General features: G+C 73.3%; 9 protein-coding genes. 5 read left to right on the forward strand and 4 right to left on the reverse strand.

What is annotated here, in order from left to right; all coding sequences use genetic code 11:
• The first annotated feature begins 205 nt into the window (after nt 1–205).
• Nucleotides 206–1,966, forward strand: coding sequence for an AMP-binding protein (locus tag HCN51_RS44200; protein ID WP_168017960.1), 1,761 nt, complete (start codon nt 206–208; stop codon nt 1,964–1,966).
• On the opposite strand, the gene HCN51_RS44205 is transcribed toward HCN51_RS44200, so the two are convergent.
• Genes HCN51_RS44205 through HCN51_RS44220 form a run of 4 tightly spaced genes read right to left on the reverse strand, consistent with a single transcriptional unit; the run spans nt 1,929 to nt 6,374 of the window.
• Nucleotides 1,929–2,681, reverse strand: a complete 753-nt coding sequence (locus HCN51_RS44205) for a thioesterase II family protein (RefSeq protein ID WP_168017961.1) — start codon at nt 2,679–2,681, stop codon at nt 1,929–1,931. The two genes, HCN51_RS44200 and HCN51_RS44205, sit on opposite strands and share 38 nt — an antisense overlap.
• A complete protein-coding gene (locus tag HCN51_RS44210) occupies nt 2,678–3,406 on the reverse strand; it encodes an ABC transporter ATP-binding protein (RefSeq protein WP_206068604.1) in 729 nt (242 codons plus the stop codon). The genes HCN51_RS44205 and HCN51_RS44210 overlap by 4 nt, the downstream gene beginning before the upstream one ends.
• A gap of 44 nt (nt 3,407–3,450) precedes the next feature.
• Nucleotides 3,451–5,346, reverse strand: coding sequence for an FtsX-like permease family protein (locus HCN51_RS44215; protein WP_168017963.1), 1,896 nt, complete (start codon nt 5,344–5,346; stop codon nt 3,451–3,453).
• A 47-nt stretch (nt 5,347–5,393) separates the two neighbouring features.
• On the reverse strand, nt 5,394–6,374 hold the full coding sequence (locus HCN51_RS44220; RefSeq protein WP_206068594.1) for a TauD/TfdA family dioxygenase: 981 nt from the start codon (nt 6,372–6,374) through the stop codon (nt 5,394–5,396).
• A 268-nt stretch (nt 6,375–6,642) separates the two neighbouring features.
• Here HCN51_RS44220 and HCN51_RS44225 point away from each other — a divergent pair, with 268 nt between their 5' ends.
• Genes HCN51_RS44225 through sbnB form a run of 4 tightly spaced genes read left to right on the forward strand, consistent with a single transcriptional unit; the run spans nt 6,643 to nt 21,900 of the window.
• Nucleotides 6,643–18,555 carry a non-ribosomal peptide synthetase gene (locus tag HCN51_RS44225; RefSeq protein ID WP_168017964.1) on the forward strand — a complete coding sequence of 3,971 codons (11,913 nt, stop codon included), beginning with the start codon at nt 6,643–6,645 and terminating at the stop codon, nt 18,553–18,555.
• Nucleotides 18,556–18,571: 16 nt separating this feature from the next.
• Nucleotides 18,572–19,846, forward strand: coding sequence for an MFS transporter (locus HCN51_RS44230; protein ID WP_168017965.1), 1,275 nt, complete (start codon nt 18,572–18,574; stop codon nt 19,844–19,846).
• A 45-nt stretch (nt 19,847–19,891) separates the two neighbouring features.
• Entirely contained in the window at nt 19,892–20,887 is a 996-nt protein-coding gene (gene sbnA, locus HCN51_RS44235; protein ID WP_346434012.1) for a 2,3-diaminopropionate biosynthesis protein SbnA, read from the forward strand.
• Nucleotides 20,888–20,889: 2 nt separating this feature from the next.
• A complete protein-coding gene (gene sbnB, locus HCN51_RS44240; RefSeq protein WP_168017966.1) occupies nt 20,890–21,900 on the forward strand; it encodes a 2,3-diaminopropionate biosynthesis protein SbnB in 1,011 nt (336 codons plus the stop codon).
• The last annotated feature ends 20 nt before the right edge of the window (nt 21,901–21,920 follow it).

Consider the following 21,920-nt stretch of genomic DNA (forward strand, 5'->3'; position numbering starts at 1 on the left):
GGCCTTGTTGGGTCTCAAGGTGCGCGGTGTGCCCGCAGTGCAGTGCAGTGCAGTGCCGTGCCTGGAGCGCCGATGAGGTGCCGAGAATAGCCGCCATCTCGGCACGGCTTACCGGTAATTATGCGGAGCAGGCCACGGTTATTCCAGGTAAATTCACGGTGGACCCCCGCCGGGGCACGCCCGGAAGACAGCCGAAGGAGCTGGCGTGCGGAAAGAGTCGATATTCGAGGCCATCGTCGAGCGCGTGCGGGAAATGCCCTTCCAGACAGCCGTTCTCGTCGAGGAAGGCGACGGCCCCGGACATCGCATCGGCTACCGCGACCTGCACGTGGCGGCCACGTCGCTGGCCGCCTGGCTGCAGAGCGTGTGCCGGCCCGGAGACCGGGTGCTGTTGTGCTTCCCCACCGGCGTCGAGTTCGTCAAGAGCCTGCTCGCCTGCTTCTACGCCGACGTCGTGCCCGTCCCCGTGCCGCTGCCGTACCGTACCGACCACCATCTGAGCACGCTCACCGGCATCGCGCTCGACGCGGAGGCCCGCCTGGTGCTCACCGACGGCGCGCACGCCGAGGCCGTCTACGCCTGGCTGACCCACGACGACCTCGGCACCCACGAGTGCGTGGCCACCGACGTCATCCAGCCCGAAGACCCCTCCACCTGGGTCGAGCCGCTGCGCCGCGGCGGCGACCAGGCGCTGCTGCACTACACCGCGGGCCCGGCCGGCGGCCCGATCGGCGTCGCGGTCTCCCACGCGAACGTCCTGCACAACTGCGCGGTGCTGGCCGCGGAGTGCGGGCTCGGGCCCGGCGTGCGGGCGGGCGGGTGGCTGCCCCTGCACCACCCGATGGGCCTCGTCACCGCGCTGCTCGCGCCGCTCGTCAGCGGCGGCACCGCCGTGCTGATGCCGCCCGAGGTGTTCTGCGCCGATCCGGCCACCTGGCTGGGGCTGATCAGCAAGCACGGCGTCGAGTTCAGCGCCGCCCCCAACTTCGGCTACGAGCTGTGCCTCAACGAGATCATCGACGACCGGCTCGACGGGCTCGACCTGTCCCGCTGGCGGCACGCGCTGCTCGTCGAGATGAGCGACACCTCGCCGGCCGAGGCCGGCACCATGCGCCGCTTCGCCGAACGCTTCGCCGGGGTAGGGCTGCGGCCCGAGGCGCTGCGCACCGCGTACTGCCTGGCCGAGGCCACGCTGGTGACCACCATCGGCGCGCCCGGCTGCGCGGTCGGCGCCCGCCGCTTCGACGTCCGCTCGCTCGACCGCAACCTGCTCGCGCCCGCCACCGGCCCGCACGCGCTCGACCTGCTCGCGCTCGGCGCGGCGCCCGAGCCCGACCTGCGGGTGGTCGACCCGGTGACCTCCGGCGTGCTGCCCGAGGGCCGGATCGGCGAGATCTGGGTCCGCGGCCCGAGCGTCGCCTCCGGCTACTGGCGCAAGGAACGCCTGACCGCCGAGCGGTTCGGCCAGGTAACCGGCGCCGGCGAGCAGGGCTTCGTCCGCAGCGGCGACCTCGGCGGCATCGTCGACGGCGAGCTGTACGTCACCGGCCTCATGCGCGACGTCACCGTCTACAGCGGCCGCTACCTCGACCTCGGCCGGGTCGAGCGCGCCATACTCGGCCACGACGCCGTGCTCGCGTGCAGCGCGTTCGCCGCCCCGGCCAGCCGCAACGAGATCATCGTCGTCGCCCAGCCGGCCGCGATGTGCCCGGCCGCGCAGCTCCCACCGCTGGCGGGGGTGATCCGCGAGCTGCTCGCCCAGCGGTTCGGGGTGCACCGCGCCGGCGTGGTGCTGGTCAACCCCGGCCAGCTCCAGGTGATGCCCGACGGCGAGGTCAACCGGCAGCTCATGCGCGAGCTGTTCATCGCCAACGCCCTCGACATCGCCTACTCCGACGTGGCCGACGAGTTCTTCTTCGACCCGCCCGTCAACGGACCCCAGGAGCGGGGCTCAGCGCTGACCTGATGGCCGCCGCCACGCCGGCCCAGTGCTCCTTCAGGTAGAAGTGCCCGCCCGCGAACTCCACCAGCCGGAACGCCCCCCGCGTGTGCCGCTCCCAGGAGCGGGCGGCGGGCGTGCTGGTGCTCGGGTCGTGCGTGCCCACCAGGGCGGTCACCGGGCACCCGGCCGTGCCGGGCGTGTGCCGGTAGGTCTCGATGGCCTTGTAGTCGCTGCGGACCATGCCCAGGACGAGGCTCATCAGCTCGGCGTCGGCCAGCAGCGCGTCCTCGGTGCCGTCGAGCCGCCGCATCTCGGCCAGCAGCCCGGCGTCGTCCTTGAGGTGCACCCGCTCCGGCCGGTCCCAGGCCGGGCCGCGCGCGGCCGACACGAACAGGTGCGCCACCGCGCCCCCGTCGTCCTCCAGCCGCCGTGCCACCTCGTACGCGACGGCCGCCCCCATGCTGTGCCCGAACAGCGCCGGCGGTGGCCCGCCCCGCCCGCGCAGCCGCACGAACACCTCGTCGGCCAGCGCCCGCACGTCCGCCACGCACGGCTCGGTAAAGCGGTCCTGCCGGCCCGGATACTGCACGGCCAGCACGTCCAGGTGCGGGGAGAGGGCTCGCGACAGCGGCAGGTAGGAGTTGGCGGCGCCGCCGGCGTGCGGGAAGCACACCAGGGCCGGCGCGCCCTCGCCCGGCTGGTGGAAGCGGCGCAGCCAGGGGTCGTCGCGGCGGCTCATCCGCGCTCCAGCTTCGTCATGCGGGCGGCCACCTGGTCGGCGGTCGGGCCGGTCAGCCGGTCCATCACCTGCCCGTCGGTGAGGAACACCACCGCGTCGGCGTAGGAGGCGGCGACGGGGTCGTGCGTCACCATGACCACGGTGGATCCGTGCCGGTCCACGACGTCGCGCAGCAGCTCCAGCACGTCCTTGCCGCTGCGGGTGTCGAGCGCCCCGGTGGGCTCGTCGGCGAACAGCACGTCGGGCCTGGTGATCAGCGCGCGGGCGATGGCCACCCGCTGCTGCTGGCCGCCGGACAGCTCGCCGGGCCGGTGCGTGGCCCGCTCGGCCAGCCCGACGGCCGACAGCGCCCGCCCGACCTCCTCCTCCGACGGCCTGCGCCCCGCCAGCAGCAGCGGCAGCCGGACGTTCTGAGCCGCCGTCAGCGCGCTGACCAGGTTGAACGACTGGAAGACGAACCCGATCCTGTCTCGACGCAGCAACGTCAGCCGGTGCTCGTCGAGCGTGCCCAGATCGGTGCCGCCGAGCAGCACCTGCCCCGAGTCGGGCCGGTCGAGCCCGGCCGCGCACTGCAGCAGCGTGGACTTGCCCGACCCCGACGGCCCCATCACGGCCGTGAAGCTGCCCGCGGGGAAGGCGGCGCTCAGCCCCGCCAACGCGGTCACCGTGCCCTCCCCCGAGCCGTACGTCTTGCGGACCGAGCGCAGCTCGACGGCGAGTTCCATGGCGGTCATCCGTTTCTCCGGGTCACTCGGCTCTCCGGGGTGGGTCATTCGGCCGCCACGGCGCGGGCCAGGGCGGGGGCGCGCAGCGTCGCGCCGGCGGTCAGCGTGGTCGCGACGATCGCGAGCAACGCGCCGGCGGCGGTGAGCGCGACGACGGGAGCCCACGGGATCGTGAGCGAGGCGGCGGGCAGCAGCCGCGTGAGCGCGGCCAGCAGCCCGGCGAAGCCGACCGCCGCCGCGACCGCGGCCAGCACCATCCCGACCGCGACCACCACGATCGACTCGGCCAGCAGCGACAGCACCGCCTGCCGCCGGGTCGCCCCGGCCAGGCGCAGCATGACCAGGTCGCGCCGGCGGCCCGCGGCGGCCATCACCATGGTGTTGACGATCGAGATGCAGCTGTAGACGACGGCGATGCCGAGCGTCACCATCATGCCGATCACGCTGGTGCCCTGGTCGCTGTCGCGGACCGTGGCCGCCCACTCGTCCCTGGTCAGAAGGGTGACGCCGGTGCCTTTCATCGCCTCGCGCAGCGCGGCGGCGGCCTCGGCGGGGGCCCGCACGTACGCGAGCTCCGCCGGGACGCCGGAGGCGCGCGAGGCGTCGAGGTAGAAGTCGGCGCCGCCGACGCCGCCCTCGACCACCGCGGCGACCGTCAGCCGCACCGGCCGCCCGCCCTCGGGCGTCACCTCGACCCGCCGGCCGACGTCCACCTCCCACGCCTCGTTCACCACGATGGAGTCACGGCCGAGCGCCCGCAGCGACCCGGCCGCCAGCGGCAGGTCGGTGGTCGCGGCCAGCGGCCCGGGGTCGGTGGCGTAGCCGAAGAGGTCTTCTGTGACGCCGAAGTCGTCGGTGCGCCGCACGGTCACCGGCGACAGCGCGGCGACCTCCACGCCGGGCACCGACCGGGCCCGTTCGAGGGCGGCGGCGCCGATGCCGGAGCCGCCGGCGGGGACGAGCACGTGCCCCGCGCGCACCTGGCCGGCCGCCTCCGCCACCCGGGCCTGGCCGATCGTCTCCAGCGCGCCGAGCAGGGTGAGCGACAGCCCGACCGTCAGCAGCACCGGCACGGCCGTCGCGGCCGTGCGCCGGACCATGGTCAGGGTGTTCTCGCGGACGAGCACGCCGATCGCGCCGCCCCGCGCCCACGGCCAGGTCAGCAGCCTGAGCAGGGCCGGGGTGAGCACCGGCGCGAGCAGCGCCGCCGCCGCGATCGGCATCAGCAGCACCCACAGGTAGACCACCGGCACCGTGGAGATCTCCGGCAGCGCCACCGCGATCACGCCCATCCCCATGAGCGCCACCACCAGGAAGCCGAGCCCCCACCACGTGCGCGCCGACCACACGCGGCGCGAGCCGGGCGTCTCGCCGGTCGACTCGCGCAGCGCCTCCGTCGGGCGCACGGTCGCCGCCCGCCGCGACGCCGCCGTCACGCCCAGCACCGCGACCGCCAGGCCCGCCAGGCAGGCGAGCAGCAGCGGCCCCGGCGAGATCCCGGCCCGGAACCAGGACGGCGCGATGCCGCCCGACACCAGCGTGGCGGCCAGCGCCGGCGCGCCCGCCAGGCTGATCAGGCAGCCGGCGACGCAGCCCGCGCCGCCGAGCAGCAGCGCCTCGGCCAGGATCATCCCCCGCACCTGCCGCGGCGTGGCCCCCACCAGGCGCAGCAGCGCCAGCTCGCGCGTGCGCTGGATGACGGCGAAGGCGAACGTCGAGGCCACCACGAAGATGGTGACGAAGCCCGCCACGCCGGCGGACACCCCGAGCAGCACCACGGTGCCCGTCATGGCGGTGCGATCCCGGTCGTAGCCCTCGATCGCCGAGCTCATCACCAGCGCGATGGTGGCGATGATCCCCACACCGAGTGCGAGCGCGACGAAGGCGCCGGAAAAGGCGACCCAGCGCGTACGGAGTGTGCTCAACGCGACGCTCAGCACCCGTGAACCTCCACATGATCGGCGGTCGGATGAACAGGTGGATCCGTTCAGGTGATGATCCTGCGCCGGGCGCCGTTGCCCGCGTATATCCGGCGCACGTCGCGAATCAGGTTGAGCCTCTTGAGCCAGCGATCATTTCCATCGTAACGGGCGTGGAACGGCTCGCGGCCGTGCACGATCCGGTAATTGTCGATGAACACCGCGTCGCCCGGCTTCAGCACGATCCGCTCGGCCGCCCCGCACAGCAGGTCATGGGTGACCTGGATGGCCGTCGCGGTCTTTTCGTCGTCCCGGTCGGCGGTCATGAAATCGCGGTCGAAACGCAGATAGGGGTGCTCGGCCGGGCCGAAGACCACCGGGCCGACCGTGCTGCGCCGATTGCCCAGAACCTGCTCCCCGTCGATGGCGTTGAGTATCTCGCCGGTGTGCGAGTCGTCCGGGTAGAAGCGGAAGCGCGACTCCGACAGCACCTCCCGCAGGTCCTCGGGGAAGTCCAGCGCGTCGATCCTGGTGAACGTGGTGCCCACCTCGTCGGGGTTGCGCAGGCAGAACAGCGACACGTAGTCGCAGCGGAACGGGTGGAAGACGTCCTCGGTGTGCAGCGTGAGCTGGGCGGCGCTGCTGGCGCTGGTGAGCGACTCCTCCATGCCCGGAGCGGGCACGACGTCGTGCACGAGCCGCCCGTCCTGCTGGTTGACCCACCCGAACGGCTCCCCGAGCACGGAACCGACCAGCAGCAGCACCAGCTCCTCCCGCCGGCCCGCGCCGGTCTTGGCCGCCAGGTCCCACCCCGCCGGGGTGGGCGCCAGCGCCGGATCGACCGGGAGCCCCGACACCACCGCGAGGTCGGCCTCGGACGCGCGCACGCCGCTCAGGAAGCGCCGCAGCCGCAGCGGCAGGCCGTGCGCGGCGGCCGCCGCCTCCTCGGCGAACCGCAACGGGTCCCAGGAGGCCCAATCCGCCTGAACCTCCTCGGCCACTTCGGCCACCCGGGCCCGTTCCTGGGCGGTCAAATGAAAAGTCTCCATGCCGATCCTCCGGATGAGTCGTACTCGACGGCACGCCCGGTTCTGGGGTTCAGCGGGCGATATGCGAGTGAATACTGCCGGGCCGGCGGCGGGATTTCAACATATCCCCGCGATATAGGAGAACTATAGTCCGGCACGGAATCCTGATCGCTGCAATTGGCCGGCGTGCGGTTGTCGCCGCACTTCGGCCTGCGTTCATGGACATTGTCGGCGGTAATTCTCCGCGACCTTCTTTGTTATTTGGCGTAATCGGCAGAAGGAGAGCGACATGAGCATCGGAGCGTCGGACTCCACGGCGGCGCCGGGCTCCACATCGGCGTCGGACTCCACAGCGGTGCCGCACTCCACAGCGGTGCCGCACGCCACCGCGGCGCCGGACTCCGGCGGGCGCTGGGACGAGCTCATCCGGTCGCGCCTGGCCGCCAAGAAGGGGCGGCGGGAGGGCCGCATCGCCCGCGCCGACCGCGACGGGCCACTGCGGCTCTCCCCCGGCCAGCAGCAGATGTGGTTCCTCAACCGGCTGGAGCCCGGCAGCCCCGAGTACCTGGTGCCCCTGGCGCTGCGCCTGCGCGGCCCGCTCGATCACGGCGCGCTGGAACGGGCCTGGCAGGAGCTCGTCGCCCGGCACGAGATCCTGCGCACCCGCTACGTCCTGGTCGGCGACGACCCCACCCAGGTCATCGACGAGCCGCGCGGCACGCGCCTGCCCGTGGACGACCTCAGTGGCCTCGACGAGCGGGCGGCGCTGGACGCCGTGGAGAGCGAGGCGCTGACCGCGTTCGACCTGAGCGCCGAGTGGCCCGTCCGGGCCCGGCTGCTGCGCCTGGCCGGCGACGACCACGTGCTCGTGCTCGCCGTCCACCACATCGCCTGCGACGCCTGGTCGCTCGGCGTCGTCGTGACCGAGCTGTCCGCCCTCTACAACGCCTTCACCTCGGGATCGCCGTCACCGCTGGCGCCGATCGAGGTCCAGTACGCCGACTACGCCGCCTGGGAGCGCGGCCGGTCGTACGAGCGGTCGCTGGCGTACTGGCGCGAGCAGCTGACCGGCCTGCGCCCCCTCGACCTGCCCGCCGACCGCAACCGGCCCGCCACCCGAAGCTGGGCGGGCGACGTCGTCACCTTCGACGTGCCCGCCCCGCTGGCCGGGCGGCTGCGCGAGCTGGCCCGCGAGCACGGCACCACCCTGTTCACCGTCCTGATGGCCGCCTTCCAGGCGCTGCTGTCGCGGCACACGGGCCTGACCGACGTCCCCGTCGGCACCATGGTGTCCGGCCGCACCCGGCCCGAGCTGCAGGGCCTCGTCGGCTACTGCATCAACAGCCTGGTCGTGCGCTCGCGCTGGGACGGCGACCCCTCCTTCGCCGACCTGCTGCTGAGCACGCGGGACACGGTGATGGACGCCTTCGACCACCAGGAGGTGCCCTTCGCCCAGCTCGTCGACGAGCTGCAGCCCGAGCGCGACCTGTCGCGCACCCCGCTGTTCCAGGTGGCCTTCACGCTGGAGACGGCCCAGGAGGAGCCGTCGTGGGCGGGCCTGACGGCCGAGGCGCTGCCCGGCCGCTCGCGGGTCTCCCGCTTCGACCTGACGCTGCTGGCCAAGGAGACCCCCGACGGCTCGCTGGCCTGCACGATCGAGTACGTGCCCGCCCTGTTCGACGAGGGCCGCATGACGCGGATGGGTGAGCACTACCGCCGCCTGCTGACCAGCGTGGCCGCCGACCCTCGCACCCGCCTGTCCCGCCTCGACCTGCTCGGCGCCGACGAGCTGGCCGCCGTGCTGCCCCCGGCCGAGACGACCTCGGACGCCTCGCGGTGTGTGCACGAGCTGTTCGAGGAGCGGGTGGCGGCGTGCCCGGACGCTGTGGCGGTGGTGTCGGGTGCGGAGCGGTTGTCGTACGGGGAGCTGAACGCGCGGGCGAACCGGCTGGCGCACCACCTGCGCGAGCTGAATGCGGGCCCCCTGGTCGGCGTGTGCCTGGCACGCGGCCCCGAGCTGGTGCCGGCGCTGCTGGGCGTGCTCAAGTCGGGCGCCGGCTATGTGCCGCTGGACCCGGCGGTGCCGGTGGAGCGGCGCGGCACGATGCTGGCCGACAGCGCCGTGTCGGTGGTCGTCACCACCTCCGACCTCGCTTCCGAGCTGCGTCAGGTCTTCGACGGCCGGATCGTCGCGTTGGACGAGTCCGACTTGTCCGGTCTTCCGGACACGAACCCCGCCTCCTTCAGCCGGCCGGGTGATCCGATTTACGTGATCTACACGTCGGGTTCGACGGGGCGGCCGAAGGGGGTGGTGCTGGAGCATCGCAACGTGTCGCGGTTGTTGCGGGTGGCCGAGCGGCACTACGGCTTCTCCGCCTCCGATGTGTGGCCGTTGTTCCACTCCTATGCCTTCGACGTGTCGGTGTGGGAGTTGTGGGGCTCGCTGCTGTACGGCGGCACGTTGGTGGTGGTGTCGCAGGAGGTGACGCGCTCGCCGGATGATCTGGTGGAGGTGCTGGTCGAGCACGGGGTGACGGTGCTCAACCAGACGCCCTCGGCCTTCCGTGGGCTGGTGGGGCTGGCGCGTGAGGGGGACGCGCGGCTGGATCGGCTCAGGTTGCGGGCGGTGGTGTTCGCGGGGGAGAAGCTGGAGCTGGCCGAGCTGGTGCCGTGGGTGGAGCGGTTCGGCCTCGAACGGCCGGCGCTGCTGAACATGTACGGCATCACCGAGACGACCGTCCACACCACCTTCCACCGCCTGCGGCCCGAGGACTTCCGGCCAGGAGCGGGCAACCCCGTCGGCCACCCGCTGGCCGATCTGACCGTCTATCTCCTGGACCAGCACGGCAACCCGGTGCCCATAGGAGTGCCCGGCGAGATCCACGTCGGTGGCCCGGGTGTCGCGCGCGGCTACCTCAACCGCCCGTCGCTGACGGCGGAGCGGTTCGTGCCGGACCCGTTCGGCCCGGCGGGCGGGCGGCTGTACCGCAGCGGCGACCTGGCGGCCCGTCGTCCGGACGGGAGCTTGGACTTCCTGGGCCGGATGGACGACCAGGTGAAGATCCGGGGGTTCCGGATCGAGCTGGGGGAGATCGTCTCGGTGCTGCTGGAGCAGCCGGGCGTGCGGGACGCCGTGGTGGTGGTCCGGGAGGACATCCCTGGCGACAAGCGGCTGGTCGGCTACGTCGTGGCCGAGGAGCTGGACCCGGCGGTGCTCAGGCAGGCGATGGGCCGCACGCTGCCGGAGTACATGATCCCCTCGGCATTTGTGCGGGTGCCGGCGATCCCGTTGAACAACAACGGCAAGCTGGACCGTCGAGCGCTGCCCGCTCCGGACCGGGAGGCGCTGGGCGCCGGACCGGACTACGTGGCTCCGCGCACCCCGGATGAGGAGCTGGTGGCGGGCATCTGGCGGGACGTGCTCGGCGTCGAACGCGTCGGCGTGCACGACAACTTCTTCGACCTCGGCGGCCACTCCATCCGCGCCGTCGCCCTCGTCGGAGCCCTCCGCAAGAACGGCTTCGACCTCACCGTCCGCGACATCTTCGAGCACCGCACCATCGCCGAGCTGATGGAGCACCTGCCCGCCCCGGGCACAGCCGCCGCAGAGACGGCCACCGTCCGGCCGTTCGAGCTGATCGCCGCCGACGACCGCGCGGCACTGCCGGCCGGCGTCGTGGACGCCTACCCGCTCGCCCACGTCCAGGCGGGCATGCTGCTGGAGCTGATGTCCGGCGACGAGCGGAACTACTACCACAACGTCACCTCCTTCCGGATCCGCGACGAGCGCCCCTTCGACGCCGCCGCCTTCCACGCCGCCGCCCGCCTCGTCGTCGAGCGGCACGAGGTGCTGCGCACCTCCTTCGACCTCGACGGCTACTCCGTCCCGCTCCAGCTCGTGCACGCCGAGGCCGAGCCGGTCGTCGAGGTACGCGAGCTGCGCCATCTCGGCGAGGCCGCCGTCGAGCGTGCGCTGCGCGCGTTCACCGCCGACGAGCGCGGGCGGCTGTTCGACCTGGGCAGGCCCGGCCTGATCCGGCTGTTCGCGCACGTCTGCGACGACCGGACCTGGTGGCTGTCGGTCACGGAGTGCCACGCCATCCTCGAAGGCTGGAGCCACCACTCCATGCTGATGGAGCTGCTGGACCACTACCGCGCGATCAGGGACGGCCGCGAGCCCACCCCTGAACCGCTGCCCGACCTGCGGTACGCCGACTTCGTCGCCGCCGAGCTACGCTCACTCGACTCGCCTGAGGATCGTGCCTTCTGGCAGGACATCGCCGGCAGTCACCCCAAGCTGGCCCTGCCGCCCGCGTGGGGCGACCGGTCCGGCGCGCCACGCGCGACGCGGCAGGTCGTCGTCCCCTTCACCGAGCACGAGGCCGGGCTGCGCGCCCTGGCCGGCGCCGCCGGGGTGCCGCTGAAGAGCGTGCTGCTGGCCGCGCACATGAAGGTGCTCGCGCAGCTCACCGACCAGGAGTCCTTCCACACCGGGCTCGTCCTGCACGGCAGGCCGGAGGTCGAGGGCGCCGACCGGGTGTACGGGCTGTACCTGAACACGCTGCCGTTCCCGTACCGGCGCGGCGCGCGTACCTGGCGTGAGCTGGTGGGCGAGGTGTTCGCCACCGAGACCGCGATGTGGCGGCACCGCCAGTTCCCCATGGCCGCCATCCAGCACGGGGCCGGGGAGCGGCTGGTCGACAGCATGTTCATCTACCTGGACTTCGACCAGGTGGACACCGAGCTGGTCGACTACCTGGCCAGCATCGACGACAGCCCCACCGAGTTCCCGCTGCACGTCGCCGTACGGGTCGGCCACGTCGCCGTCACCGTCGACACCCGCGTGATCAGCGAGCCGGACGCCGCCCGCCTGGCCGAGATGTACGCGGCCGTGCTCGCGGCCATGGCCGCCGACCCGCACGGCGACGCCCGCGCCACCTTCCTGCCGGCCGCCGACCGCCGGCTGCTCGCCGGGCTCACCCCCGAGGTCTCGGACGCCTCGCGGTGCGTGCACGAGCTGTTCGAGGAGCGGGTGGCGGCGTGCCCGGACGCTGTGGCGGTGGTGTCGGGTGCGGAGCGGTTGTCGTACGGGGAGCTGAACGCGCGGGCGAACCGGCTGGCCCACCACCTGCGCGAGCTGGAGGCCGGCCCGCTGGTCGGCGTCTGCCTCGGACGCGGCCCGCATCTCGTCCCCGCCCTGCTCGGCGTGCTCAAGTCGGGCGCCGGTTACGTGCCGCTGGACCCGGCGGTGCCGGTGGAGCGGCGCGGCACGATGCTGGCCGACAGCGCCGTGTCGGTGGTCGTCACCACCTCCGACCTCGCTTCCGAGCTGCGTCAGGTCTTCGACGGCCGGATCGTCGCGTTGGACGAGTCCGACTTGTCCGGTCTTCCGGACACGAACCCCGCCTCCTTCAGCCGGCCGGGTGATCCGATTTACGTGATCTACACGTCGGGTTCGACGGGGCGGCCGAAGGGGGTGGTGCTGGAGCATCGCAACGTGTCGCGGTTGTTGCGGGTGGCCGAGCGGCACTACGGCTTCTCCGCCTCCGATGTGTGGCCGTTGTTCCACTCCTATGCCTTCGACGTGTCGGTGTGGGAGTTGTGGGGCTCGCTGCTGTACGGCGGCACGTTGGTGGTGGTGTCGCAGGAGGTGACGCGCTCGCCGGATGATCTGGTGGAGGTGCTGGTCGAGCACGGGGTGACGGTGCTCAACCAGACGCCCTCGGCCTTCCGTGGGCTGGTGGGGCTGGCGCGTGAGGGGGACGCGCGGCTGGATCGGCTCAGGTTGCGGGCGGTGGTGTTCGCGGGGGAGAAGCTGGAGCTGGCCGAGCTGGTGCCGTGGGTGGAGCGGTTCGGCCTCGAACGGCCGGCGCTGCTGAACATGTACGGCATCACCGAGACGACCGTCCACACCACCTTCCACCGCCTGCGACCCGAGGACTTCCGGCCAGGAGCGGGCAACCCCGTCGGCCACCCGCTGGCAGACCTCCAGGTGCACCTGCTCGACGCCAACGGGCACCCCGTCCCCGTGGGCGTGCCGGGAGAGATCTACGTCGGCGGCCCGGGCGTCGCCCGTGGCTACCTCAACCGCCCCGCCCTCACCGCGGAACGCTTCGTCCCCGGCCCGGCGGGCGGGCGGCTGTACCGCAGCGGTGACCTGGCCGCGCGTCGTCCGGACGGGAGCTTGGACTTCCTGGGCCGGATGGACGACCAGGTGAAGATCCGGGGGTTCCGGATCGAGCTGGGGGAGATCGTCTCGGTGCTGCTGGAGCAGCCGGGCGTGCGGGACGCCGTGGTGGTGGTGCGCGAGGACATCCCTGGGGACAAGCGGCTGGTCGGCTACGTCGTGGCCGAGGAGCTGGACCCGGCGGCGCTCAGGCAGGCGATGGGCCGCACCCTGCCCGAATACATGATCCCGTCCGCGTTCGTGCGGGTGCCGGCGATCCCGCTGAACAACAACGGCAAGCTGGACCGCCGGGCGCTGCCCGCTCCGGACCGGGAGGCGCTGGGCGCCGGACCGGACTACGTGGCTCCGCGCACCCCGGATGAGGAGCTGGTGGCGGGCATCTGGCGGGACGTGCTCGGCGTCGAACGCGTCGGCGTGCACGACAACTTCTTCGACCTCGGCGGCCACTCCATCCGCGCCGTCGCCCTCGTCGGAGCCCTCCGCAAGAACGGCTTCGACGTCCACGCCCGCGACATCTTCGAGCACGGCACCGTGGCCGCCCTCACCGCCAGGCTGGCCGGACGCGGCCCGGCGGCCGGCGGGCCCGCCCCGGTGGAGCCGTTCGCGCTGATCTCCGACAGCGACCGCGCGCGCCTGCCCGCGGGCGCGGTGGACGCCTATCCCCTGGCCCAGGCCCAGCTCGGCATCCTCGTCGAGCTGCTGGCCAGCCAGGACCAGCACCTGTACCAGAACGTCACCTCCTTCCGCGTCCGCGACGAGCGCCCCTTCGACGCCGCCGCCTTCCGCGCCGCCGCCCGCCTCGTCGTCGAGCGGCACGAGGTGCTGCGCACCTCCTTCGACCTCGACGGCTACTCCGTCCCGCTGCAGATCGTGCACGCCGAGGCCGAGCCGCCCGTCGAGATCAGGGACGGAGGCGCCGCGGAAGTGCGCCGGCACACCGAGGCCGAGCAGCGCACCCCGTTCGCCCTCGACGCGCCGCCGCTCCTGCGCCTCACCGTGCACCTGGAGCCCGGCGGCGGGTGGTGGCTGTCGGTGTGCGAGAACCACGCCATCCTCGAAGGCTGGAGCCACTACTCCATGCTGATGGAGCTGCTGGACCACTACGGCGCGATCAGGGACGGCCGCGAGCCCGACCCGGAGCCGCTGCCCGCCGTCCGGTACGCCGACTTCGTCGCCGCCGAGCTGCGCTCGCTCGACTCCGCCGAGGACCGCTCCTACTGGCGCGGCGTGGTGGGCGAGCACCAGCGGCTGACGTTGCCGGGCGCGTGGGCGGACCCGGGGCCGGCCGAGCCGTACGAGCTGACGATCTCCGTCGCCGACCTCGAACCGGGGCTGCGCGAGCTGGGCAGGGCCGCCGGCGCCTCGCTCAAGAGCGTGCTGCTGGCCGCGCATCTCAAGGTGCTCAGCCAGCTCACCGACCAGGAGAGCTTCCACAGCGGGCTGGTGCTGCAGGCCAGGCCCGAGGTGGACGGTGCCGACCGCGTGTACGGGCTCTTCCTCAACACGCTGCCGTTCCCGTACCGGCGCGGCGCGGCCACCTGGCGCGAGCTGGTCGCCGAGGTGTTCAGGACCGAGACCGGCGTGTGGCAGCACCGCGCCTTCCCGATGCAGGCCATCCAGCGCGAGGCCGGCGACGGCGGGCGGCTCATCGAGACGATCTTCACCTTCCTCGACTTCGAGCAGGTGGACACCGAGCTGGTGGACGTGGGCGGCGCGCTGGCCGGGGGCGGCACCGAGTTCCCCCTCGCGGTGGGCGTGATCGCGGGGCAGCTCGGCATCACCTCCCACACCGGCGTGATCGGCCGGGCGAACGCCGACCGGCTGGCCGCGATGTACCGGGCGGTGCTCGAAGCCATGGCCGCGGACCCGCGCGGTGACGCGCTGGCCACGTACCTTCCGCCCGGTGACCCCGAGCTGGACGCCGACGTCACCGAAGCGTCAGCGCCCAGCCTGGACGGGACGGTCGTGGAGGCGTTCGAGGCGCGCGTGCGCACCAGCCCCGACGCCGTCGCCGTGATCAGCGGCGACGAGCACCTCACCTACCGCGAGCTGGACGCCCGTGCCAACCGGCTCGCCCACCACCTGCGCGGCTTGCGCCCGGGGCCGCTGGTCGGCCTCTGCCTCGACCGGGGCCCCGAGCTGACGCCGGCCCTGCTCGGCGTGCTGAAGTCCGGCGCCGGTTACGTGCCGCTGGACCCGGCCGTGCCCGCGGCGCGGCTCGGGCACGTGCTCGCCGACAGCGGCGTGTCCGTGGTCGTCACGACCGCCGCGCTGGCCCCGGTCGTACGCGAGGCGTTCACCGGCACGCTGGTGCTGCTGGACGAGCAGCGCGCCGCGATCGACGCCTGCCCCGCCACCGCGCCGCCCCCGGTGGCTGGGCCCGGCGACCTCATGTACGTCATCTACACCTCCGGCTCCACCGGCCGCCCCAAGGGCGTGTGCGTCACCCACGCCAACGCGTTGTGGCTGCTGCGGGAGAACGCCGCGTACCTGTCGCTGGACGACACCGACGTGCTGGCGCTCTACGCCTCCTTCGCCAACGACGTGGCGGTGGGCGAGATGTTCGGCGCGCTGCTCAACGGCGGGCGGCTGGTCGTCGTCCCGCAGGAGGTGACCCGCTCGCCGGAGGACTTCCTCGACCTGCTCGCCGGCGAGCACGTCACCGTGATCGACCAGACGCCGTCCTCCTTCCACGGGCTGGTGCGGCTGGCCGCCGACGGCGACCCGCGGATGGACCGGCTCGCGCTGCGCGCGGTCCTGCTGGGCGGCGAGAAGCTGGAGCCGGCGGAGCTGGCCCCGTGGGTGGAGCGGTTCGGCCTCGACCGTCCGGTGCTGGTCAACGTCTACGGCAACACGGAGGCCACCTCCAACTCCACCTTCCACCGGCTCACGGCCGCGGCGCTCGCGGCGGGCAGCAGCCCCATCGGCCGCCCGATGCCCGGCGTGCGGATCCGGCTGCTGGACCGGCGGGGCCGGCCGGTGCCCGCCGGGGTGCCGGGCGAGATCCACATCGGCGGCGCGGGCGTCTCGCGCGGCTACCTCGGCCGCCCCGAGCTGACCGCCGCCCGGTACGTGCCCGACCCGTACGGCCCGCCCGGCTCGCGCTGGTACCGCACCGGCGACCTGGGCCTGCGCCGGCCGGACGGCAGCCTGGAGTTCCTGGGCCGGGCCGACGACCAGGTCAAGATCCGCGGCCACCGCGTCGAGCCGGGCGAGATCACCGCGTTGCTCCAGGAGCAGCCGGGGGTGCGGCAGGCGGCCGTGGTCGTCCGCGAGGACACGCCGGGGGACCGGCGGCTGGTCGCCTACGTGGTCGGCGACGAGGCCGAGCCGGCCCGGCTCAGGGCGGCCCTCGCGCGCTCGTTGCCGGACTACATGGTGCCCGCCGCGTACGTGCGGATGGACGCCCTGCCGCTCAACCACAACGGCAAGCTAGACCACCGCGCCCTGCCCGCACCGGAGCGGGCCGATCTGGCGACCGGCGGCGCGCACGTGCCGCCCGGCACACCCACCGAGCGCGCTCTGGCCGGCATCTGGGCGCGGGTGCTCGACCTGCCCGAGGTGGGCGTGCGGGACACGTTCTTCGAGCTCGGCGGCCACTCGATCCTCATGATCGAGGCGATCAGGGCCGCCAAGCAGGCGGGGCTGCCGATCTCGCTGATGATGATGTACCAGCACGAGACCATCGCCGACCTGGCCGCCGCCATCGACGCCGGTCAGGGGCGTGGCCCGGCCGACGCCGAGCAGGGCCCGGTCACGGGTGAGCTGCCGCTCACGCCGATCCAGCGCTGGTTCCTGGCGCAGGAGGGCCGCGACGAGCCGTTCGCGCAGCAGGCGGAGCTCACCGTCGATCCGCCCGCCGACCCGGGCCTGCTGGAGCGGGCGCTGCGCGAGCTGACCCGCCACCACGACGTGCTGCGGCTGCGCGTCGAGGGCGAGCGCGCCCACCTGGCCGAGCACGCCCCGGAGCGGCTGCTGGGCACCGAGGCCGAGCTGGGCCACGACCTGGCGGAAGGGCGGGTGATCAGCGCGGCGCTGTCGCCCGACGGCACCAGGCTGCTGCTCAGCGTCCACCACCTGGCCGTGGACATCGTGTCCTGGTCGATCCTGGCCGAGGACCTCGACACGGCCTACGCCCAGCTCGAAGCGGGCCGGCCGGTGAGCCTGCCGGCCAAGACCACCTCCGTCCGCGCCTGGGCCCGCCGCCTGGCCGAGTACGCCGGCTCCCCCGAGCCGGCCGCCCAGGCCCACCACTGGCTGCGGCACGCCCCGCTGCCCGTGCTGCCGGTGGACCGGCCGGGCCCCAACCTGAACGCCGACGCGCGGACGCTCACCGCCGGCCTCCCGGAGAGCCTGACGGCGCGGCTGCTGCACCGCTCGGGCGAGGCGGCCACGGCCGAGGAGAGCGTCCTCGCGGCGCTCGGCCTGACGCTGAGCGAGTGGAGCGGCGGCGACGGCTTCCTCGTGGACGTCGAGAGCCACGGCCGCCAGGAGGACCTGTTCGACGACGTGGACCTGTCGCGCACGGTCGGCTGGTTCACCAGCGTGCACCCGTTCGCCTCGTGGCTGCCGCCCGGCCGCAGGCCGCAGGCGGTGCTGCGGTCCGTGCGCGACCAGTTCAGAGCCGTGCCCGACCGGGGGATCGGTCACGGCGTGGCCCGCTGGCTCTCCCCGGACGAGGACCTGGCCGAGGCGCTGGCCGCGCAGCAGAGCCCGCAGGTGCTGTTCAACTACACCGGCCAGGGCCTCGCCGCGGGGCGGGCCCGCCGCGCCCGGTTCGACCTGCGGCCCGAGCGGCTGACCGGCGTCGAGGGCCCCGCCCGGCCGCGCACGCACCTGCTGGAGATCAACGCGGGCGTGCACGGCGACCGGCTGTGGGTCTCGTGGACGTACTCGGCGGCGCTGCACGACGAGGCCACGATCCGCCGCCTCGCCGACGACCACCTCGCCAAGCTCGCCACGCTGCTCGAACCGGCCGCACCCGCCGCGATCCCCTCGCCGCTGCCCGCGATGGCCCGGCACCGCGTGCCCGGCGTGGCGGTCGCCGTGATCCGCGGCCAGGACGTCGAGACGCACACGTACGGCCGGCTGTCGGCCGACGGCGACGCGCCGGTCACGCCCGACACGCTGTTCCAGGCCGGCTCCATCGGCAAGCACCTGACGGCCATCGGCGTGCTGCGCCTGGCCGAGGCCGGGCTGCTCGGCCTCGACGACGACGTCGACGACCACCTGACGTCGTGGCGGCTGCCCCGCGACCTGCCCGGCGCGGTCACCCCCCGCCTGCTGCTCAGCCACCAGGCCGGGCTCACCAGGACCGACGAGGACGACTACCCGCCAGGGCAGAGCATGCCGGGCCTGCTCGACCTGCTGCCCGCCGTCCGCATGGAGCTGCCGCCGGGCGAGCACTTCCGCAAGAGCAACGGCCACTACTGGGTGCTCGAACAGCTCATGAGCGACGTCACCGGCACGCCCTACCCCGAGCTGATGCGCGAGCTGGTGTTCGACCCGCTCGGCATGACCGCGACGAGCTACGACCTGGACTTCCCCGGGAAGTCCGGCCTGCCCGTCGCGCACGGCCACGACGAGGACGGCCGGCCCCTGCCCGGCGGCTGGCTGGTCCGGCCCGCGCTTGCCGCCGGCAGCCTGTGGTCCACCGCGCCCGACCTGGCCAAGGTCGCCATCGGCGTGCGCCGCGCCCACCTGGGGCTGTCCGGCGCGATCCTGCCGCGCCGCCTGGCCGCCGAGCTGCTCACCGTGGCCCACCGCGACGCCCTGTACGGCCTCGGCACCTCCATCGACGACACGGCCGGCGACATCGAGTTCGGCCACGTCGGCGAGGCGGCCGGATACCGCTCCATGCTGCTCAGCCGCATCCACCGCGGCACCGGGTTCGTCGTCCTGACCAACTCGGAGACCGGCAAGGAGATCCACAAGCACGTCGCCGTCGCCGTCGGCGAGCAGGAAGGCCAGCGGTACGGCCAGGGGCAAGGGCGCACCGAGGCGGGCTACCGATGACACCGGAGGGCACGACATGACCGCAGACACGGCGCAGCGGAGCAAGCGGCCGCTGTTCAGGAACAGGGACTTCACCCTCCTGTGGGGCGGGGCGGCGTGCACCACGCTCGGCGCCCAGGTCACGATCCTCGTCTACCCGCTGCTGGTGCTCTGGGCCGGCGGCACGGCCTCCTCGGCGGGGCTGGTCACGGGGGCGGCGCTGCTGCCGTACCTGCTGGTCCAGCTCCCCGCCGGGGCCATCGCCGACCGGTACGACCGCAGACGCCTCATGATCATCTCGGACGCGGGCTGCCTGGTCGCGACCACGAGCGTCATGCTCGCGGTGTTCCTCGACCGGGTGTGGCTGCCGCACCTCATGCTGGCCGCGTTCGCCCAGGGCAGCCTGGCCATCTTCTACGACCTGGCCGAGCGCCCGGCCGTCAAGAACCTCGTCGAGGAGCACCAGGTGCCGGCCGCGCTCAGCCAGAACGAGGCCCGCCACCGCGCGATGATGATGCTCGGCCAGCCGCTCGGCGGCTTCCTGCTGAGCGTGACCCGCTGGGTGCCGTTCCTGTTCACCGCGCTCGCCCACCTGGCCTCGCTGCTCATGCTGCTGGCCATCAGGAAGAAGTTCCAGGGCGAGCGGGCCGCCAAGAGCGAGAGCGGGCTGTGGGCCGACATGGCGGAGGGCGTCGCGTGGCTGTGGCGGCAGACGTTCCTGCGCAACGTGATGATCCTCGTCGCCATCAGCAACCTCGTCTTCGAGGGCATGAGCCTCGCGCTCATGGTCGTCATCCGCGACTCCGGCGGCTCGCCGACCACCATCGGCGTCGTCGTCGCCATCGGCGGGGTCGGCGGGCTGCTCGGCGCCATGACCAGCATCTGGTGGCGGCGCCGGATCAGCCTGCCGGCGCTGATCGTGGCCGGGCTCGCCGCGTGGGCCGCGTGCGTGCCGCCGCTCGCGCTGATCACCAACCCGGTCCTGCTCGGCGTGGTGTTCGCCGCCTGCGGCTACATCGGCGGCGTCTTCAACGTCGCCGGCGGCGTCTACATGGTCGGCGTCGCCCCGGACCGCATCCTGAGCAGGACGATCAGCGTGGCCATGCTGATCGGCGCCGGAGCGAGCTTCCTCGGCGCCGCCGGCTTCGGGTTCGCGCTCGACACGGCGGGCGTCGGCCGGACCGTGCTCGTCATGACCGTGCTCATGGGCTGCCTCGCGCTGGTCGCGCTGATCCTTCCGTCCGTGCGGGCGGCCGCGCGTACGCGGGAGGGCGGACGGCTCAGCGCCGAGGACGCCGCCGCACTCGACTGAGTCATCCCATATCCCTTGGACGGAGCCAGCGCTGTGCCCACTTCTGTGCCTTATCCCATAACCCGTGACGGCATCCTCGCCACCGTCGGGCAGACCCCTCTCGTCCGGCTCGACCGGCTGTTCCCCGGCTTCCACTCCCGCGTGTTCGCCAAGCTGGAGCGGTTCAACCCGGGCGGGAGCATCAAGGACCGCAGCGCGCTCAGCATGTTGTCCGAGGCCATCCGCGCGGGCGAGCTGGAGCCCGGCCGCTCCACGGTCATCGAGTCGAGCTCCGGCAACCTCGCCGTCGGGATGGCGCAGATCTGCCGATATTTCGGGGTGCGGTTCATCTGCGTCGTGGACGCCAAGACCACCGAGCAGAACCTGGCCATCCTGAAGGCGTTCCAGGCCGAGGTCGAGGTGGTCGACTCCCCCGACCCCGAGACCGGCGAGTACCTGCCGCGCCGCATCCAGCGCGTACGCGAGCTGATGGAGACGGTCCCGCACGCCTACCACCCCGACCAGTACGGCAACCCGCTCAACTCCCGCGCCCACCACGCCACCATGCGCGAGATCGTCGAAGCCCTCGACGGCGAGATCGACCACCTGCTCTGCTCGGTCGGGTCGTGCGGCACGCTGGTGGGCTGCGCCGACTACGTGCGCGCCCACGGCCTGCCGATCACCATCACCGCCGTGGACGCGGTCGGCAGCATGATCTTCGACGGGCAGACGCGCGGCCCGAGGCTGCTGCCCGGCCACGGCGCCGCCGTCCGCCCCGCCCTCTTCCGCGCGGACGCCGCCGACCGCGTCGTCCACGTCAACGACCTGGACTGCGTCGTCGGCTGCAGGAAGCTGTCGGAGCGCGAGGCCATCCTGGCCGGCGGCTCGTCGGGCGCCACGGTCGCGGCGCTGGCCGCGCTGCGCGCGGAGATCCCGCCCGGCTCCACCTGCGTGCTGGTCTTCCCCGACGGCGGCGACCGCTACCTCAACACCATCTACTCCGACGCCTGGGTGCGCCGCACCTTCGGAGAGGTCTCCCATCTGTGGAAGGACGAGGACTGAACGTGCTGATCATCCGACACGACGAGGTGCGCGAGATCCTGACGGGCGCGGAGGGCGCCGTCCTCGATCTGGTGCGGCGGACCTACCGGCGGCACGACGAGGGCGCCACGACCGTGCCGCACTCGACGTTCCTGCGCTTCCCCGGCGACCGGGCCAACCGCATCATCGGCCTGCCCGCCTACCTCGGCGGCGACCGGCCCGCCGCCGGCATCAAGTGGGTCGCGTCCTTCCCCGCCAACCTCGCGACCGGGCTGGCCCGCGCCAGCGCCACCATCGTGCTGAACTCGATGGAGACCGGCCGCCCCGAGGCGTTCCTGGAGGGCGCGCGGATCTCCGCCGCCCGCACGGCGGCCTCCGCCGCGGTCGCCGCGGGCACGCTGCTCGGCGGCGCCCGCCCGACCGGCGTGTCCATGATCGGCTGCGGGCTGATCAACTTCGAGACGCTGCGGTTCCTGGCCGCCTCGCTCCCCGCGATCCCCGAGGTGACGATCCACGACTCCTCCCCCGCCCGCGCCGGGGAGTTCGCCGACCGGGCCGCGGCGCTGCTGCCGGACGCCCGCCTGACGATCACCGCCGCCGCCAGTGAGGCGGTGGCCGCCCACGAGCTGGTCTCCATCGCGACGACCGCCGTCGAGCCGCACCTGACGCTGGCGGGCGTCAGGCCGGGAGCGGTGGTCCTGCACATCTCGCTGCGCGACATCGTGCCCGAGACGATCCTGGCCGCTCGCAACGTGGTGGACGACGTCGACCACGCCGTACGCGAGCGCACCTCCCTGCACCTGGCCGAGCTGCGCACCGGCGGGCGCGACTTCGTCCACGCCACCCTGGGCGGGCTGCTGCGCGGCACGGCCACCTTGCCCGGCGGCCAGGACGGCCCCGTGATCTTCTCGCCGTTCGGGCTCGGCGTCCTGGACATCGCGCTCGCCCGGTACGTCGCGGACGAGGCCCGCGAACGCGGCCTGGGCGTGCCGGTCGAGGACTTCCTGCCGCAGCCCGAACCCGTACACGCCTGACCATCCACCCCTTTCTTCGA

This window comes from Nonomuraea composti (assembly GCF_012034275.1).
GTDB classification, from domain to species: domain Bacteria; phylum Actinomycetota; class Actinomycetes; order Streptosporangiales; family Streptosporangiaceae; genus Nonomuraea; species Nonomuraea composti.

What these genes read in the sequence shown, in the direction of transcription:
- HCN51_RS44220 (WP_206068594.1), bottom strand. Translation starts at nt 6,374, where the DNA reads ATGGAGACTTTTCATTTGACCGCCCAGGAACGGGCCCGGGTGGCCGAA.
- HCN51_RS44225 (WP_168017964.1), top strand. Translation starts at nt 6,643, where the DNA reads ATGAGCATCGGAGCGTCGGACTCCACGGCGGCGCCGGGCTCCACATCG.
- HCN51_RS44230 (WP_168017965.1), top strand. Translation starts at nt 18,572, where the DNA reads ATGACCGCAGACACGGCGCAGCGGAGCAAGCGGCCGCTGTTCAGGAAC.
- HCN51_RS44210 (WP_206068604.1), bottom strand. Translation starts at nt 3,406, where the DNA reads ATGGAACTCGCCGTCGAGCTGCGCTCGGTCCGCAAGACGTACGGCTCG.
- HCN51_RS44205 (WP_168017961.1), bottom strand. Translation starts at nt 2,681, where the DNA reads ATGAGCCGCCGCGACGACCCCTGGCTGCGCCGCTTCCACCAGCCGGGC.